Below are 14,019 nucleotides of genomic sequence, written 5' to 3'. Positions count from 1 at the left end.
TGCGGCGGACGCCGTTTCCGCTAGGCCAAACACGGAGGCACATACGCCGGACTTCGGCAATGATGCCAAGTTCGTAAGATCCATTTTCCTCTCCTTGGAAGCGGACGCGCCGACAGGACACGTTCCGGCATCAGCGCTCTGGCTGAACTCAAAGATAGTAAAATTATTCGACTGAACCAATAAATTTTTACCCCAACCCTAAGGTTGCCCGTGACCTCGACCCAAACTCAGCCTTCGATGCAGTATCGTCTCGAAGGTCAAATGTTTGGCAATCGACCGTCCGTTAATCCTCTCCATCAACAGGTCCACCGCGCTTATACCAATCTCTTCGGCAGGAATATGAACCGACGCCAATGGCGGGTTCATGAACTGCGCCATCGGAAGATCGTTGAAGCTGACAACCTTTAGGTCTTCGGGGATGGAAAGACCGCGTTCAGAGACGGCGCGGTAGATACCAATCGCAATGGTGTCATTGCCAGCAACGATGGCTTGGGGCCGGTCATCCATCCCAAGAACCTCTTGCGCCATCTCGTATCCGGATTCTGCCGACGTCTTGCCAATCCGCAAGTATTCCGGTCGCCACAACCCTTTGTCATTCATTGTCGAGTAATAGGTAAAGGCGCGTCGGCTCAGGCTCGAAGGAATAACCCCGCTTGCCTTTCCATCGAACCCCAAATATGCAATTCTTTTAAGGCCTTGCGAGAATACTTCGGCCATTACGTCACGTGTTGCACCGACCAGATTCACGTCGACCGTGTCCAGCTCGGCCACTGAAAACGGGCAGTCCGCCCACACCACATGAGGGACGGAGTTTTGCACGGTCTGCACGTCTTCCCCGGTGTGATGGCCAACCAGAATGGCACCACTCATGCCCTCGAAAACCGACAGGTCGTCCCTAAATTCATCAGGTCGCAACAGCTTTGGGTCCAGCTTTAGCTCGGCACATCGGCGCTCCAACCCCATGCGCAACGCCACATAGTAAGGGTCGCGCATCTCGCGTTCGGGTCCAAGGAGGTGCACCAGCGCAATACGGTTAACTGTGCCGCCTTTCGACCTGCTTCGCCTTTGCCTTGGCGTCGCATAGTTCAGCTCGGCAGCGGTCTCGAGAATCTTGCGCCGCACCTCGTGGCTGACTGACAGCGTGGCGTCAAAATTCAGAACACGCGACACCGTTGCCTGGGAAACATTTGCACGTTGGGCGATGTCCTTGATCGTGGGACCGCCGCGTTTTTGGGTTGCTTTAGCTTTTTTAGTATCCGTCGTCATGCCATCACTCATAACGAATATATTTACTAAAAAAAGGCGAATTTGGTAAACGATTAACCGTGCCCCTCAGCGCAGCAGCCGCAGACCAAGGCCCATCTGACACGGCAGTCAAAGCGTAACTTTCTAAGACGTGGCGATCCCAGAAGGACTCGAACCCTCAACCTGCTGATTAGAAGTCAGCTGCTCTATCCAGTTGAGCTATGGGACCGCGTGGCGTCACTTATGCCCGAGCCGCGGCTCGGGTCAAGCGGTGGGCGCCAGGTCCAGCCGCATAAAGACCGACCACGGGTCCGGGCCGTAGTCGCCAAACGGCCCGCATTCGGCAAAGCCATAGGCTTCGTACAGACGGCGCGCCGGCAGGAAATCATCGGTCGAGCCGGTCTCAAGGCTGATCGCTCGCATCCCGTCGGCCCGCGCGGTGGCCAGCAGGTGCTCCAGCATTGCGCGTCCGGCCCCGGTGCCGCGCGCCTCGGCCACCACATGCATGGATTTCAACTCGGCTTGCCCGCCGCCCATATCTTTCAGCGCCCCCATGCCCAGCAAACCGTCATCGGAACGGATCAGAAAGAACTTGATGTCCCTTCCCAACAACCCCTCTACTCCCATCGCGTGGCAGCTCTCTTCGGGAGATTGGGCGTCCATTTGGGACAGGTGCCGCGAGATCAACGCAGCAGCTTCGGGCGCATCAGCCTGCGCCGCAGAGATCGTGAACCCGGCCAATCAGGTTAGTGGGTCCAAACCGTCCGGCGATTGGTTGCGAAATTGTCACCGTAACCACCCGGGCGGATGTTGGGCTTGCGCTTTTTGGGGTCCTGCACGATCGCGGCAATACCGTGATCCTTGGCATAGTTCAGCGCGGCCTCTTTGCTGTCAAAAGACAGCTTGACCTGCGCCTGCGTATCCGCCGACGAGGTCCAGCCCATCAGCGGGTCAACACTGCGCGCGCTGGCCGGGGCAAACTCCAGAACCCAATGGTTGCTCTTGGCATTACCGGATTGCATGGCGTTGCGGGCGGGCTGATAGATGCGGGCTTGCATGGCGGACCTTCGGTTTCGAAACTCTCAGACCTTATCGGAAAATCGGGCGGATTGTGCAAGAGCTCAGTGCAAAGGGGGTTGCCGACCGGATGGGTGGTGCGAGGGGTGGGTGCGATACCCGGCCGGCAACCTTTTCGCTTCTTGCAAGATCAGGTTATGCACAACCCAAGGGTGTGGCAACGAAAAAACGCACACGTTGACTAAAGTTTTTCTGGTCTGGCGCGAATGCCCTTGTCAGCAACATTTCTTGGCGCACTTGAACCGGAACAAAAAGTGATCAACTCTTAAGGTGCCTTTAAGGAATCGCCTATGCCACACGTCCATTCCGATCAATCACCCGCGCAGATGCAAAACCGCGCGCCGCAACAGCGTGAAAAGCTGGAAGGCGGCAAGGCCTTCGTCATGCAGACCGAGTTTCAGCCCGCCGGCGATCAGCCCACCGCGATTGCGGAACTGTCGGCCGGCGTGCGCGGCGGGGATCGCGATCAGGTGCTGCTGGGCGCCACCGGCACCGGCAAAACCTTCACCATGGCCAAGGTGATCGAGGAAACGCAGCGCCCGGCCATCATCCTGGCCCCCAACAAGACGCTGGCCGCGCAATTATACGGCGAATTCAAGGGCTTCTTCCCCGACAACGCGGTGGAATATTTCGTATCCTACTACGATTATTACCAGCCCGAGGCCTATGTCGCGCGCTCTGACACCTATATCGAGAAAGAAAGCCAGATCAACGAACAGATCGACCGGATGCGCCACTCGGCCACCCGCGCGCTGCTGGAGCGTGACGATGTGATCATCGTGGCCTCGGTCAGCTGCATCTATGGCATCGGCTCGGTCGAAACCTATTCGGCCATGACGCAGGACCTGATCGCCGGCAAGGAATACGACCAGCGGCAGGTGATGGCCGACCTCGTGGCGCAGCAATATCGCCGCAACGATCAGGCGTTTCAGCGCGGCAGTTTCCGCGTGCGCGGCGACAGCCTTGAGATCTGGCCCGCCCACCTGGAAGACCGCGCCTGGCGGCTGTCTTTCTTTGGCGAGGAACTGGAAGGCGTGACCGAGTTCGACCCCCTCACCGGCTCCAAAACCGACAATTTCGACAAGATCCGCGTTTACGCCAACTCGCATTACGTCACGCCCAAGCCGACGATGAAACAGGCCATCGACGGCATCAAGAAAGAGCTGAAACAGCGCCTGGATCAGCTGGTGCAAGAGGGTAAGCTGCTGGAAGCGCAGCGGCTGGAACAGCGCACCAATTTTGATCTGGAAATGCTCGAGGCCACCGGCGTCTGCAACGGGATCGAGAACTATTCGCGCTATCTGACGGGCCGCGCACCGGGCGAGCCGCCCCCTACCCTGTTCGAATTCATCCCCGACGATGCCATTGTTTTTGCAGATGAATCCCATGTCAGCGTGCCGCAGATCGGCGGCATGTATCGCGGCGACTATCGGCGCAAGTTCACCCTGGCCGAACACGGGTTCCGCCTGCCCTCGTGCATGGATAACCGCCCACTGAAGTTCGAGGAATGGGACGCCATGCGCCCGCAATCGGTTTACGTCTCGGCCACACCTGCAGCGTGGGAGATCGAACAGGCCGGCGGTGTGTTCACCGAACAGGTCATCCGCCCCACCGGCCTGCTGGACCCCGAGGTTGAGATCCGCCCGGTTGAAATGCAGGTCGACGATCTGCTGGACGAGGTGCGCAAGGTCGCCGCCAACGGCTTCCGCGTGCTGGTCACCACGCTGACCAAACGCATGGCCGAGGATCTGACCGAATACCTGCACGAACAGGGCATCAAGGTGCGCTATATGCATTCGGACATCGACACGATCGAACGGATCGAGATCCTGCGCGACCTGCGGCTGGGCGCCTTTGACGTGCTGGTCGGCATCAACCTGCTGCGCGAGGGGCTGGACATCCCCGAATGTGGGCTGGTGGCCATTCTGGACGCCGATAAAGAGGGGTTCCTGCGCTCGGAAACCTCGCTGATCCAGACCATCGGCCGGGCCGCGCGCAACGCCGAGGGCCGGGTGATCATGTATGCCGACCGCATCACCGGCAGCATGGACCGCGCCCTGCGCGAAACCAACCGCCGTCGCGCCAAGCAGATCGCCTATAACGAGGAACACGGCATCACGCCGGAAACGGTGAAGAAAAACGTCGAGGATATCCTGGCCGGTCTTTACCAGGGCGACACCGACCAATCGCGCGTCACCGCAACCATCGACAAGCCCCTGCATGGCGGCAACCTTGAGGCGGTGCTGGACGGGTTGCGCGCCGACATGCGCAAAGCCGCCGAGAACCTGGAGTTCGAAGAGGCCGCCCGCCTGCGCGACGAGGTGAAGCGGCTGGAAGCCGTCGACCTGGCCGTCGCCGACGACCCCATGGCCCGCCAATACGCGGTCGAGGCGGCAGGCGAAGCGGCAACGGGCCGGTCAAAATCCGGCCGGCCGGGGCAACGCGGCGGCGTGCGGCGAAAGCGCCGTTAGGGCCGCGCCCGGCCCTGGGTGGGCGCTTCGACCCCGCGGCGGTGTCCACTTTATCGCGCAGCGCCCCTCTACCCACGGAAATTTCTCTGACGCCGCCTAAGCGCCCTCCCATGGGGAGGGTTGGGCCCGGGCTGGGCGCCGGGGCGGGCTTGCCAAGGGCGGGGTGATCCGCTGAAATGGCGGCATTGTTCTGACAAGGATTTTGCCATGTTTCGTTTGTTGCTCTGCGCCCTGACCCTGTTGCCCTTCGCCGCCATGGCGCAGGATCGGTTTTCGGTGCCGCTCGGGTCCGAAGTTCTGATCGGGCAATACACCGGTTGGACGTCCAAATGTGCCGTGCGCCGCACCACCGTGAAGGTGCTCGATAAGCCAAGCCTCGGCACAATCAAGCTGCGCCGGGCCAAGGTTGCGGTGCCCAAAACGGCCACGGTTGGCGACCTGCCCAGCGATTGCATCGGCAAGCTTCTGCGCGGGGTTCATATCTATTACCTGGCCGATCAGGGCCAGACCGGCCGCGACGAGGTCACGTTCCGGCTGCAATATCAGGGCGTGTCGGGTTCCAGCACGCGCCGGGTGATTGTCACCGTCCGCTAACGCTTTGTTAACCGCGTTTAACCATTGTTAAACCGGGGGCGGTTGGAGGCGTTATGCGTTGGATCCTTGTTATGGCGGTCTGTCTGCTGCCTGCATGCGTGCAGGCCGGCGCCTGGGCGCGCGACAAGGGCGGCGTCTTTCTGTCCGTCACCGGCTATGCTTCGGACAGCGGCGATGCCGAGGGATCGATCTATGCCGAATACGGGCTGACCGAACGTCTGACGCTGGGGGCCAAGGTCTTTGGCGGGCCCGACACCTCGACCGAGGCGCTGGTGTTCCTGACCACCGCTTTTCGCCGCGATAAGCGGATCAAGCTGGCCTTTTCTACCGGTGTCGGGGCCGAGCAGCCGGTGGATGGCGGCGATATCCTGGGCCTGGGACAGCTGGGCCTGCATGCGGGCATGGGCCTGCCCAAGGGCTGGCTGGCGCTGGATGTCTATGCCACGCTGCGGGCCGATCTGGCCAACACGACCGAGCTGCCCGACCCCGATTACAAGGCCGATCTGACCTTTGGCCACCGCCTGTCCGACCGTTGGACGCTGATCGCGCAGCTGCAGGGTGGCCAGGACGCGGGCGCCGATCCCTATCTGAAGGCCGCGCCGTCTGTTGGCCTGTCGGTCGGGCGGGCCGATCTGCAGCTGGGCGTGGTCTGGGGCGTCACCAATGATGACAGCCGCAAGATCGCGCTGGGCACGTCCTTGCGGTTTTGAGCGCGTTTCATTTGCCCTTTTAGTAACCACTATGTTACGTAACAAAATGAATACGCACCCTGCCCCCGATAGCGGAGACAAACCCCATGCCCGACCTTGCCCTGTTTATGACCATCAAAACCCAACCCGGCCAGCGTGACGCGCTGGTGGTTTTGTGGGACAAGCACTTGCGCCCGCGCGCGGCGGCAAGCGATGCGCAAATCCGTTATGTCTTTGCGCTGGATATGAACGACGCGGAGACGATCCATATCTCCGAGGTGTATACCGACATGGCCGCGTTTCAGGCCAACGGTCAGGCCGATTGGTTCGCCGCCTATATGGCCGAGGCCGCTCCGCTGTTGGCGGGAGAGCCCGCCTTTTCGATGGCCACGCCGCATTGGGTGAAATAGGCTGCACCCCATGCACGCCGCCCAATCCCGTACCGATGAACAGCTGCGCGCGCTTGCCGACCCAACCCGGCGGGCGATCGTGGCCATGGTTGCACAAGGCGAACATCCCGCCGGGCGCATCGCCGAAAGCTTTGCCATGACGCGGCCCGCCGTCTCGCGGCATCTGCGCGTGCTGCGTCTGGCCGGGCTGATTGCGATGCGCGAAGATGGCACGCAAAAGCTTTATACCGCCGACCTCGACACCTTGCGCGCCTTGTCCACGTGGTTCGCCGGGTTCTGGGATACCGGCCTGCCGCGCCTGAAAGACCTGGCCGAGACCGAGGCGAAATCCACATGAGCCCCGTTCAGAAAACCATCTGGATCGATGCCCCTATGGACATCGTGCACAGCTATTTCACCGATGGCGACAAGATGGCGCAATGGGCCGGCCGTGCCGCCACGCTGGAACCGCGCCCGGGCGGCCTTTACCGGCTGGACATGGGCGCGGGGGGCGTGATCGAGGGGCAGTTTCTTGAGGTCACGGCCACACGCATCGTGCAACGCGTCGGCACCCAGGAAACCACCGGCACCTTCCGGATTGTCATCACCCTGTCGCCCGAGGCCACCGGCACGCGCGTGGACATCACGCATGAGGGGCTGGTGCCGCCCTTCTCGCAGATCGCCGCGCGCGGGTGGGATCATCACCTGGCCCGCCTGTCGGTGGTGGCGAATGGCGGAACCGTGGGGCCCGACAGCCTGTGCGACAAACCGATGCAGGATCTGGCTTGAAACGCGGCAAAGGCTTATATTGAGTTCATGAAGTTTCGTGACCTCGCTGAACGTCAGATCCTCAAGGCCCAGGCCGAAGGACAGCTGGACGATCTGAAAGGCGCGGGCAAGCCCCTGCCCCCGCCCGGCCACGGCGATTTTGCCGAAGCCGCCGGGTTTCGCATCATGGCCGAGGCGGGCGCCGTTCCCAAAGAGATTGAGCTGAAGAAAGCGCTGAAAGCCAAGGCGCAAGAGTTGCAATCCCTGACCGATCCCGCCGACCGCAAACGCGCCATGGCCGAGTTTGCGGCGATCCAGCAGGACCTGCACACCCAGGAAGAGGCGCGCCGCCGGTTCTATGGCGCCTGAATTTTTCCGCGGGATATGCTAAACTGACGGCATTTCTTATGACGGAGCCATTTCATGAAAAATCTCATTCGGGCGGCCGTGTTGGCCCTGTTGCCGATCTCGGCCCAGGCCCAGCAGGTGACACTGGGCTTTCAATGCGACCTTGGCGGCGCGCCGGCGCAGATGGTCATGGCGGTGCAGTATCAGCAGGCGTTTAACCCGCTGCACAATTTCAAAGGCCAGATCAGCGGCATTTTTCCCGCCGGCGTCACCGTTTACACCGCAGGCCAAGTGCAAAGCGCCACCGCCTATTACACCTTTCGCGGCGAAAACGATTTTGCCGATTTCACCGATGGCTATACCAATGACCGGTTCCGGGTGAAATGGACACTGGACGCCGCGCGCAATGGTGTGTGGATGACGGTGAACCCGTTTGGCGGGGCCGTCACCTATTTCTGCGCGCTGACCGGGGCGCAGTGACCCCATAACGCCCAGGCTCAGAAGGTCTTGACCACGTCATACATCACCGGCTCGAACGACCGGCACAGCGCGTTGATCTCGCGGTTGCGCGCGCGCATTTCGGGGGTGCGCAGCATGGCCTGAAAATCTTCGCGTCGCTGCCATTGCGAATAATTCGCCACACGCGCCTGCGCGTCGTTCACGTGGATCGCGGCGGCGATGAACCCGGGCTGTTTCGAAATGAACGTCTCATACGCATCGGTCAGGGCCTCGACCAGGTCCTGGCAGGTGCCCGGTGTCACATCGAAAGTTGTCAGAACCGTTTGGCATGACGCGGGCTGGCTGATGGTTGGCATGGGCTCCTCCTGTTTTGAACCAGTCTGGCCCATGCCACGTCATCGGTCAAAGCCTGTCCCAACTTTTCAACGCACAACATGCACCGCGCAATGGGCATGGCGCACCACCCGGCCTGCGGTTGACCCAAGGAAGTAATCCTGCAACCCCGGATCATGCGACGCCACAACGATGCAGTCGACATCGTTTTTTGCGGCGAAATCCAGAATCGACTGGGCGGCATGGCCGGTAATGGCGACCGTTTCAACATGCGGCGCACCGGCCATTTCAGCGGCAAGCAAACCCCGACGCTCGGTCAGGTTGCGGTCCAGCTGATCGTCCGGCAGATACTGCGCGACATAGGCTGGCACGGGGTCCATCACGTTCAGCGCGGTAATCTTTCCACCGTCACTCAGCAGCTTCTCGGCCGCTTTGACGGCGTCCGAAATTGTTGGTCGATGGTCCAGCGCAACGGGAACAAGGATGTTGGAATACATGGGCAAACCCTCCTTTTCTGCATCCACATTGCCGGATCATCCGGGGGCGCGCCTTGATACAAATCATGAAACCCCGCCAAGTTTCGACGGGGCTTCGCTTTGGCAAAAGGCAGATCAGATAAAGTTATCAACCCTACCCGTCACGTGAACCCGACCCCGGCAGGCCTCGGGCCAAACAAGGTTGATTTGGTTCCTGTTGGTCCCCTGCTCGACCTGCACATAGGGCATTGCCGTCACCCGCTGGTTCGATGCGTTCTGGATCTGGCCCTCGGCGACAAACCCGTCCACGTTGCGCGCCCGGCCACCAAAGGGCAGATAGGTCGAGAAGTCGCAATTCCAGGTGCTGGCATTGGTGGATTGGTCGAACTGCACCATCACCGGGCTGCCGGTGAATGCGGTCACGCCTGTATAGGTGTTGTTCTCCCACTGCACGTTGCGGAACCGGCCGTAATCCAGATCGGCAAAGGTGGTGTCCACGCTTTCCACCCGTTCAATCGCGCCGTCCGAGGATTTGAACGTGTTGCCGGTGACGTTCAGACCGTGGATGAAATGCCCCGGCCCCACCGGCTTGATCACGAAACACCGCGTCCAGGGGGCGGCGTTCGAGATGAAGAAGATATTGCCCACCAGGGTCAGCGCGCCAAACGAGCTTTCGCTGCTGTGTTCCGGCGCCGAGTCATGCTCGTTCGTCCATTCCACCCAGCAATTGTCGATATAGTTGGCCGTCAGCGTGGACTTCACATTGGTCCGCGTCAAAACCATGCCCGCATCGCGCAGCCCCTGCGAGGTGGCGTCGCCCTGGAAAAAGTGGTTGGCGCTGACGATGTTGCCGGTGCCTGCAATGATGGCAAAATGCTTGAACCGCACCACGCGGTTGTCGCGGATTTTGACGTCATTGGCGTTGCAGTTCATTGCGATCGACACACGGTCCTGCACATTGGCGGCCTGCTCGTTCGACAGGAACTGACAGCGATCCACCTGCATCCCCTGACAGCCATTGCCGTGCGAGCTGATACCGCGATCCTTCGGGCCGGTGAAGAAACAATCGCGGATGGTAAAGATGATCCCCTGCGGCGGGATCAGAACCCCCGAACACTGCCCGGCACAGCGCAGGTCCAGATCGGCCAGCACGAACCGGTCCAGATCATCCCAGCCACTGAAATCCAGCAGGTATTTGAACCGTTTGAACGTATAGGTCTGCGTGCCCACCGCGTCGAACAGGGGCTGGCTCAGGGTGATCGTACCCGCACCCACATTCTTGGACCGCACATAGACCTCGCGCCCCACGCCCAGACCTTCGACCAGCGAGCCAACCTGGATATTGGCCACATTGGTCACATTGGTCAGCGTGGTGTTCGACGACACCGCATAGGTCGCCTGCGAGGTCACCTGATCGGTGTCCCAGTTCGACGAGGCCGAGGCGCTGATGATGCCATTGCGGATCACCCGGCGGTTCGAGAATGTGGTCTTGTTGCCCACCGCGGCCTGTACGTCGATCGGCTCGGTGATATCCACCTGCCGGCCGTTCAGGTCCAGACTGTCATGGTCTGAAAAGTTGAACAGAACCGCCACCGCGCGCTTGAACGCCTCCAGCTCGTCCCCAAAGGCATCGACATAGCTGTTCAGCTCGTAATTCTTCACCAATGTCAGGCGGTTGGCCGTGGGCATGGTCACCGTGCCCTCGAATCGCACCTTGTTGGTAAAGGTCACGTCCGCGCCCAGATGGAACGTGCCGGCAGGCACCAGAACCGACCGGCCATTGGCGGCCGCATCGGCGGCGTTGAAGGCGGCGGCGTCATCGGTCACCCCGTCGCCAATGGCGCCGTAATCGCGCACATCGACCCAGTCCAGATAGTCGCGTAGGAAAACGCTGGTCACATCCTCAACGATCAGATCGTCAATGCGCACCACGCCGCCATTATTGCCCGTCAGGTCCAGACCCACATGGGCGTTCTGCACCCCGGTGCCCCACACCATGTCAACACCGCCCCGGTTGCCCGAACCGATGATGGCGCTGACCTCGACCACCTCGCCATAGGCGGTCAGCGTGGTCTCGGGGCCGATTTCCACCAGCCCGTTCACATGGTTGCCCGCACCGTTCAGCGCAAAGGCGGCGATGCGCACATTCGGCAGGTTGCCGCTGATCGCCTTGACCCGCGCCGTGACCCGCAAATAGCAGCCCGGCTGAATCGGCGTCTGGCCCATATAGCGGACCTTTTGCGGCTCGGCGTTCTTTTGCAGCTCCAGGCAATCGCCGAAATCCTGATCCGCCGTCGCGATGGCGGCATTGGGCGCGCCATCATAGGTGGCCGATCCCGGCGTGCCATCGCCGCTGGACCAAACATTCAGCCCCGCCGCAAACGCCGGCGGCATCAGAACCAGCCCTTCGGTAATTGCCTTGTTCATGCGAACCCCTTTCGTCACGGCACGGCACGCCGCACGGATACCGGGGTGCCGATGCTCCGCTCAATTGTCAGACAGTGTCGTGAAAAGCCGCAGGCCTCGCGCCCCCGGATCGGTGAAAGAGGTACCAGTTGGGCGGTTAACACCCGGTTAGGGATGCGCGCGCTTCAGGTGCCTTCCTGGGTGCCGACAAACTGCACGCCATTGATCAGCCAGCCGCCCGCGGTTTCGATCATCTCATAGCGCAGGAAATGCAGCCGCCCGCCCTCGTCCTTGATCATCACCATCTGTTGCAGGCCCGCGCCAAAGGGTTCGGCCCGCAGGTACGTCACCTCGCCCGGCCGCCAGACCATGGGATAGCCGCCCTTAACCATGGCGCCAAACCGCTCGGGCGAGCCAAAGATGCCCTGGATCATGGGCGAGGCAAAGCCAAACGCGGTGGCAAAATCATCGGCCTGAAACGCCTCGATCTGCTGGGCGATCACCGCCTGCGCCGGCCCCTCGGGTGCCGATTGGGCCAGTGCCGGCCCGGCCAGTACGGCCAGAAACATGTATCGCATTGCCTTGCCCTCCATCTTTTTGACGGTAGGGCAAGGCCAAGGCAGGTCAAGCCTGCACCAGCTCTCCGGCCAGCGCGCTTTCGATCAGGGCGATGGTTTCCGCGACCCCGTAAAGCGCGATGAAGCCCCCGAAACGTGGGCCCTGCGACGCGCCCAACAGCACCTCATAGAGCGCCTTGAACCAGTTGCGCAGCGGGTCAAACCGCTCGCGGCCCGCCGCAAACACCGCCCCTTGCAGGTCCTCTGCATCCACCGGCCCGTCCCAGGCTTTCAGCGTCGCCAACAGGTCCTCCAACGCCTCACGCTCCAGATCATCCGGCAACCGGTACACTTTGGTGGGCTTCACGAAGTCATTGAAATACTTCACCGCATAACCCGCCGCCGCGTCCAGCTGCGGATGCGTTTCGGCGCTGGCCTCGGGCGCGTACCGCCGGATGAACCCCCACAGCTTGTCCTTATCCTCGGCCGAACTGACCGAGGCCAGGTTCAGCAGCATCGAGAACGGCACCACCATGTCGGAGGCCGGCACATTATGCCCGTGGATATGGAACACCGGGTTATTGGCCCGCTGCGCGGTATCCTGATCGGCATAGGCGCGCAGTTGCTGGTGATATTCATCCATCGCCCGCGGGATCACGTCGAAATACAGCCGCTTGGCGGTTTTCGGCTTTTGATACATGAAATAGGCCAGACTCTCGGTCGAGGCATAAGACAACCATTCGTCGATCGAAATGCCATTGCCCGAGGTTTTCGAGATCTTGCGCCCCTCGTCATCCAGGAACAGCTCGTACGTAAAGTGGTTGGGCGGCCGTTCGCCCAGCACCCGGCAGATGCCGTCATAGAGCTTTTCGTTGGTCGAATGGTCCTTGCCATACATCTCGAAATCCACGCCCAGCGCGGCCCAGCGGGCGCCAAAGTCGGGCTTCCACTGCAGTTTCACATTGCCGCCGGTGACCGGCACGGTCCACTCGCGGCCCTCTTCGTCGTCGAAGGTCACCGTCGCCTCGGCGGCATCCACATGCTTCATCGGCACATACAGAACCCGGCCCGTCTCCGGATGGATCGGCAGAAAGATCGAATAAGTCGCCTGCCGCTCTTCGCGCAGCGATTTCAGCATGATCTTCATGATGTCGTCATAACGCTCGGCACAGCGGCGCAGCACGTCGTCAAACTGCCCCGACCGATAAAACTCGGTCGAGCTGATGAAGTCATATTCAAACCCGAACGTATCCAGGAACCGGCGCAGGCGCGCATTGTTATGATCGCCAAAGCTGGCATGGGTGCCAAACGGATCGGGCACCGAGGTCAGCGGCTTTTGCAGATGCTCTTGCAGCGCCTCTGGGTTCGGCACGTTGCCGGGCACTTTGCGCATACCGTCCAGATCGTCCGAGAAACAGATCAGTTTGGTCGGAATGTCGCTGATCACCTCGAACGCGCGGCGGATCATCGTGGTGCGGGCCACCTCGCCGAACGTGCCGATATGCGGCAAACCCGACGGCCCATAGCCCGTTTCAAACAGCACATATCCCTTCTCGGGCGGCGCCTTTTCATAGCGTTTGAGCAGCCGGCGCGCCTCTTCAAAGGGCCAGGCTTTGGTGCTCATCGCGGCGTCGCGCAGATCGGACATTTGTCTCACTTTCTCACAATGCGCCGGACCCCCTTGCCCGGCTTGTCCTGCTCCCTATTGTGCATGGGCGCGCGCGTCAATATTCTGCGCTGCAACAGACATCCTCAGGAGCCGGAAATGAGCACCATCGAAACCCCTTGGACCCCGCAGGACGCCCTTGTGGCCGTGATGATCGCCACCTCGGCCAGCGACGAGGATATCCGCACCTCGGAACTGGTGACCATTCAGCGTATCGTGAACCACCTGCCGGTCTTCGCGGAATACGATGTAGATCACCTTTCGCGCGTCTCGGCCGCCGTGTTTGACCTGTTCGAGGTCGAAGATGGTCTGGACGCTCTCTTTGAGCTTGTCCTCGAAGCGCTGCCCGACAAGCTTTTTGAAACAGCCTATGCAATGGCCTGCGACGTGGCCGCCGCCGACGGAAAGCTGGATGAAAGCGAGCTGCAGATGCTGGCCGAGATCCGCTATCAGCTGAATATCGACCGCCTGCACGGCGCTGCCATCGAACGCGGCGCGCGGGCACGGCACATGGTGGTCTAAGCGCAGGCTTCGCAGAGAG

17 protein-coding genes and 1 tRNA gene are annotated in these 14,019 nt (G+C 61.1%); 9 read left to right on the top strand and 9 right to left on the bottom strand.

The annotated features are described in order from the left end of the window. Nucleotides 1–198 precede the first annotated feature (198 nt). The 4 genes from ACMU_RS03995 to ACMU_RS03980 all read right to left on the bottom strand — a co-directional run bounded on the left by ACMU_RS03995 (nucleotide 199) and on the right by ACMU_RS03980 (nucleotide 2,303). Nucleotides 199–1,278, bottom strand: coding sequence for a LacI family DNA-binding transcriptional regulator (locus tag ACMU_RS03995; RefSeq protein WP_081805386.1), 1,080 nt, complete (start codon nucleotides 1,276–1,278; stop codon nucleotides 199–201). A gap of 119 nt (nucleotides 1,279–1,397) precedes the next feature. Beyond that, nucleotides 1,398–1,474: transfer RNA gene (locus ACMU_RS03990), tRNA-Arg, on the bottom strand. A gap of 35 nt (nucleotides 1,475–1,509) precedes the next feature. Beyond that, on the bottom strand, nucleotides 1,510–1,986 hold the full coding sequence (locus ACMU_RS03985; protein WP_051587930.1) for a GNAT family N-acetyltransferase: 477 nt from the start codon (nucleotides 1,984–1,986) through the stop codon (nucleotides 1,510–1,512). Nucleotides 1,987–1,991: 5 nt separating this feature from the next. Further along, nucleotides 1,992–2,303 carry an ETC complex I subunit gene (locus tag ACMU_RS03980; RefSeq protein WP_035256442.1) on the bottom strand — a complete coding sequence of 104 codons (312 nt, stop codon included), beginning with the start codon at nucleotides 2,301–2,303 and terminating at the stop codon, nucleotides 1,992–1,994. A gap of 309 nt (nucleotides 2,304–2,612) precedes the next feature. Between ACMU_RS03980 and uvrB the strand changes: the two genes are divergently transcribed. The 8 genes from uvrB (at nucleotide 2,613) to ACMU_RS18610 (ending at nucleotide 8,061) form a co-directional block, all read left to right on the top strand. Then, on the top strand, nucleotides 2,613–4,793 hold the full coding sequence (gene uvrB / locus ACMU_RS03975; RefSeq protein WP_035256439.1) for an excinuclease ABC subunit UvrB: 2,181 nt from the start codon (nucleotides 2,613–2,615) through the stop codon (nucleotides 4,791–4,793). Nucleotides 4,794–5,000: 207 nt separating this feature from the next. Next, a complete protein-coding gene (locus ACMU_RS03970) occupies nucleotides 5,001–5,387 on the top strand; it encodes a hypothetical protein (protein ID WP_035256435.1) in 387 nt (128 codons plus the stop codon). A 53-nt stretch (nucleotides 5,388–5,440) separates the two neighbouring features. Further along, the gene (locus ACMU_RS03965; protein ID WP_035256433.1) at nucleotides 5,441–6,097 is read left to right on the top strand and encodes a hypothetical protein; all 657 of its coding nucleotides are present in this window, start codon (nucleotides 5,441–5,443) and stop codon (nucleotides 6,095–6,097) included. A gap of 86 nt (nucleotides 6,098–6,183) precedes the next feature. Then, the gene (locus ACMU_RS03960; protein ID WP_035256429.1) at nucleotides 6,184–6,486 is read left to right on the top strand and encodes a putative quinol monooxygenase; all 303 of its coding nucleotides are present in this window, start codon (nucleotides 6,184–6,186) and stop codon (nucleotides 6,484–6,486) included. A gap of 10 nt (nucleotides 6,487–6,496) precedes the next feature. Beyond that, nucleotides 6,497–6,823 (top strand): ArsR/SmtB family transcription factor, encoded by a 327-nt coding sequence (locus tag ACMU_RS03955; protein WP_035256426.1) that lies wholly within the window; start codon nucleotides 6,497–6,499, stop codon nucleotides 6,821–6,823. Then, nucleotides 6,820–7,254 (top strand): SRPBCC family protein, encoded by a 435-nt coding sequence (locus tag ACMU_RS03950; RefSeq protein ID WP_051587928.1) that lies wholly within the window; start codon nucleotides 6,820–6,822, stop codon nucleotides 7,252–7,254. The genes ACMU_RS03955 and ACMU_RS03950 overlap by 4 nt, the downstream gene beginning before the upstream one ends. Before the next feature lie 27 nt (nucleotides 7,255–7,281). Then, the gene (locus ACMU_RS03945) at nucleotides 7,282–7,602 is read left to right on the top strand and encodes a DnaJ family domain-containing protein (protein ID WP_035256423.1); all 321 of its coding nucleotides are present in this window, start codon (nucleotides 7,282–7,284) and stop codon (nucleotides 7,600–7,602) included. Between the two features lie 54 nt (nucleotides 7,603–7,656). After that, a complete protein-coding gene (locus tag ACMU_RS18610; RefSeq protein ID WP_051587926.1) occupies nucleotides 7,657–8,061 on the top strand; it encodes a hypothetical protein in 405 nt (134 codons plus the stop codon). A 17-nt stretch (nucleotides 8,062–8,078) separates the two neighbouring features. Here ACMU_RS18610 and ACMU_RS03935 read toward each other — a convergent pair whose 3' ends face one another. The 5 genes from ACMU_RS03935 to ACMU_RS03915 all read right to left on the bottom strand — a co-directional run bounded on the left by ACMU_RS03935 (nucleotide 8,079) and on the right by ACMU_RS03915 (nucleotide 13,460). Beyond that, nucleotides 8,079–8,396, bottom strand: coding sequence for an antibiotic biosynthesis monooxygenase family protein (locus tag ACMU_RS03935; protein ID WP_035257413.1), 318 nt, complete (start codon nucleotides 8,394–8,396; stop codon nucleotides 8,079–8,081). A gap of 66 nt (nucleotides 8,397–8,462) precedes the next feature. Continuing rightward, a complete protein-coding gene (locus ACMU_RS03930; RefSeq protein WP_035257410.1) occupies nucleotides 8,463–8,870 on the bottom strand; it encodes a universal stress protein in 408 nt (135 codons plus the stop codon). Between the two features lie 114 nt (nucleotides 8,871–8,984). Continuing rightward, nucleotides 8,985–11,276 carry a glycosyl hydrolase family 28-related protein gene (locus tag ACMU_RS03925; protein ID WP_035256420.1) on the bottom strand — a complete coding sequence of 764 codons (2,292 nt, stop codon included), beginning with the start codon at nucleotides 11,274–11,276 and terminating at the stop codon, nucleotides 8,985–8,987. 164 nt (nucleotides 11,277–11,440) lie between these two features. Beyond that, nucleotides 11,441–11,848 carry a DUF4864 domain-containing protein gene (locus ACMU_RS03920; RefSeq protein WP_236626190.1) on the bottom strand — a complete coding sequence of 136 codons (408 nt, stop codon included), beginning with the start codon at nucleotides 11,846–11,848 and terminating at the stop codon, nucleotides 11,441–11,443. Nucleotides 11,849–11,879: 31 nt separating this feature from the next. After that, a complete protein-coding gene (locus ACMU_RS03915; RefSeq protein WP_035256418.1) occupies nucleotides 11,880–13,460 on the bottom strand; it encodes a lysine--tRNA ligase in 1,581 nt (526 codons plus the stop codon). 117 nt (nucleotides 13,461–13,577) lie between these two features. Here ACMU_RS03915 and ACMU_RS03910 point away from each other — a divergent pair, with 117 nt between their 5' ends. Beyond that, nucleotides 13,578–14,000 (top strand): tellurite resistance TerB family protein, encoded by a 423-nt coding sequence (locus tag ACMU_RS03910; RefSeq protein WP_035256416.1) that lies wholly within the window; start codon nucleotides 13,578–13,580, stop codon nucleotides 13,998–14,000. Nucleotides 14,001–14,019: the final 19 nt, after the last annotated feature.

The sequence above is a fragment of the Actibacterium mucosum KCTC 23349 genome, from assembly GCF_000647975.1.
GTDB classification, from domain to species: domain Bacteria; phylum Pseudomonadota; class Alphaproteobacteria; order Rhodobacterales; family Rhodobacteraceae; genus Actibacterium; species Actibacterium mucosum.
Note: the sequence above shows the minus strand (reverse complement) of the source record. Positions and strands in the feature narration are given on the sequence as shown.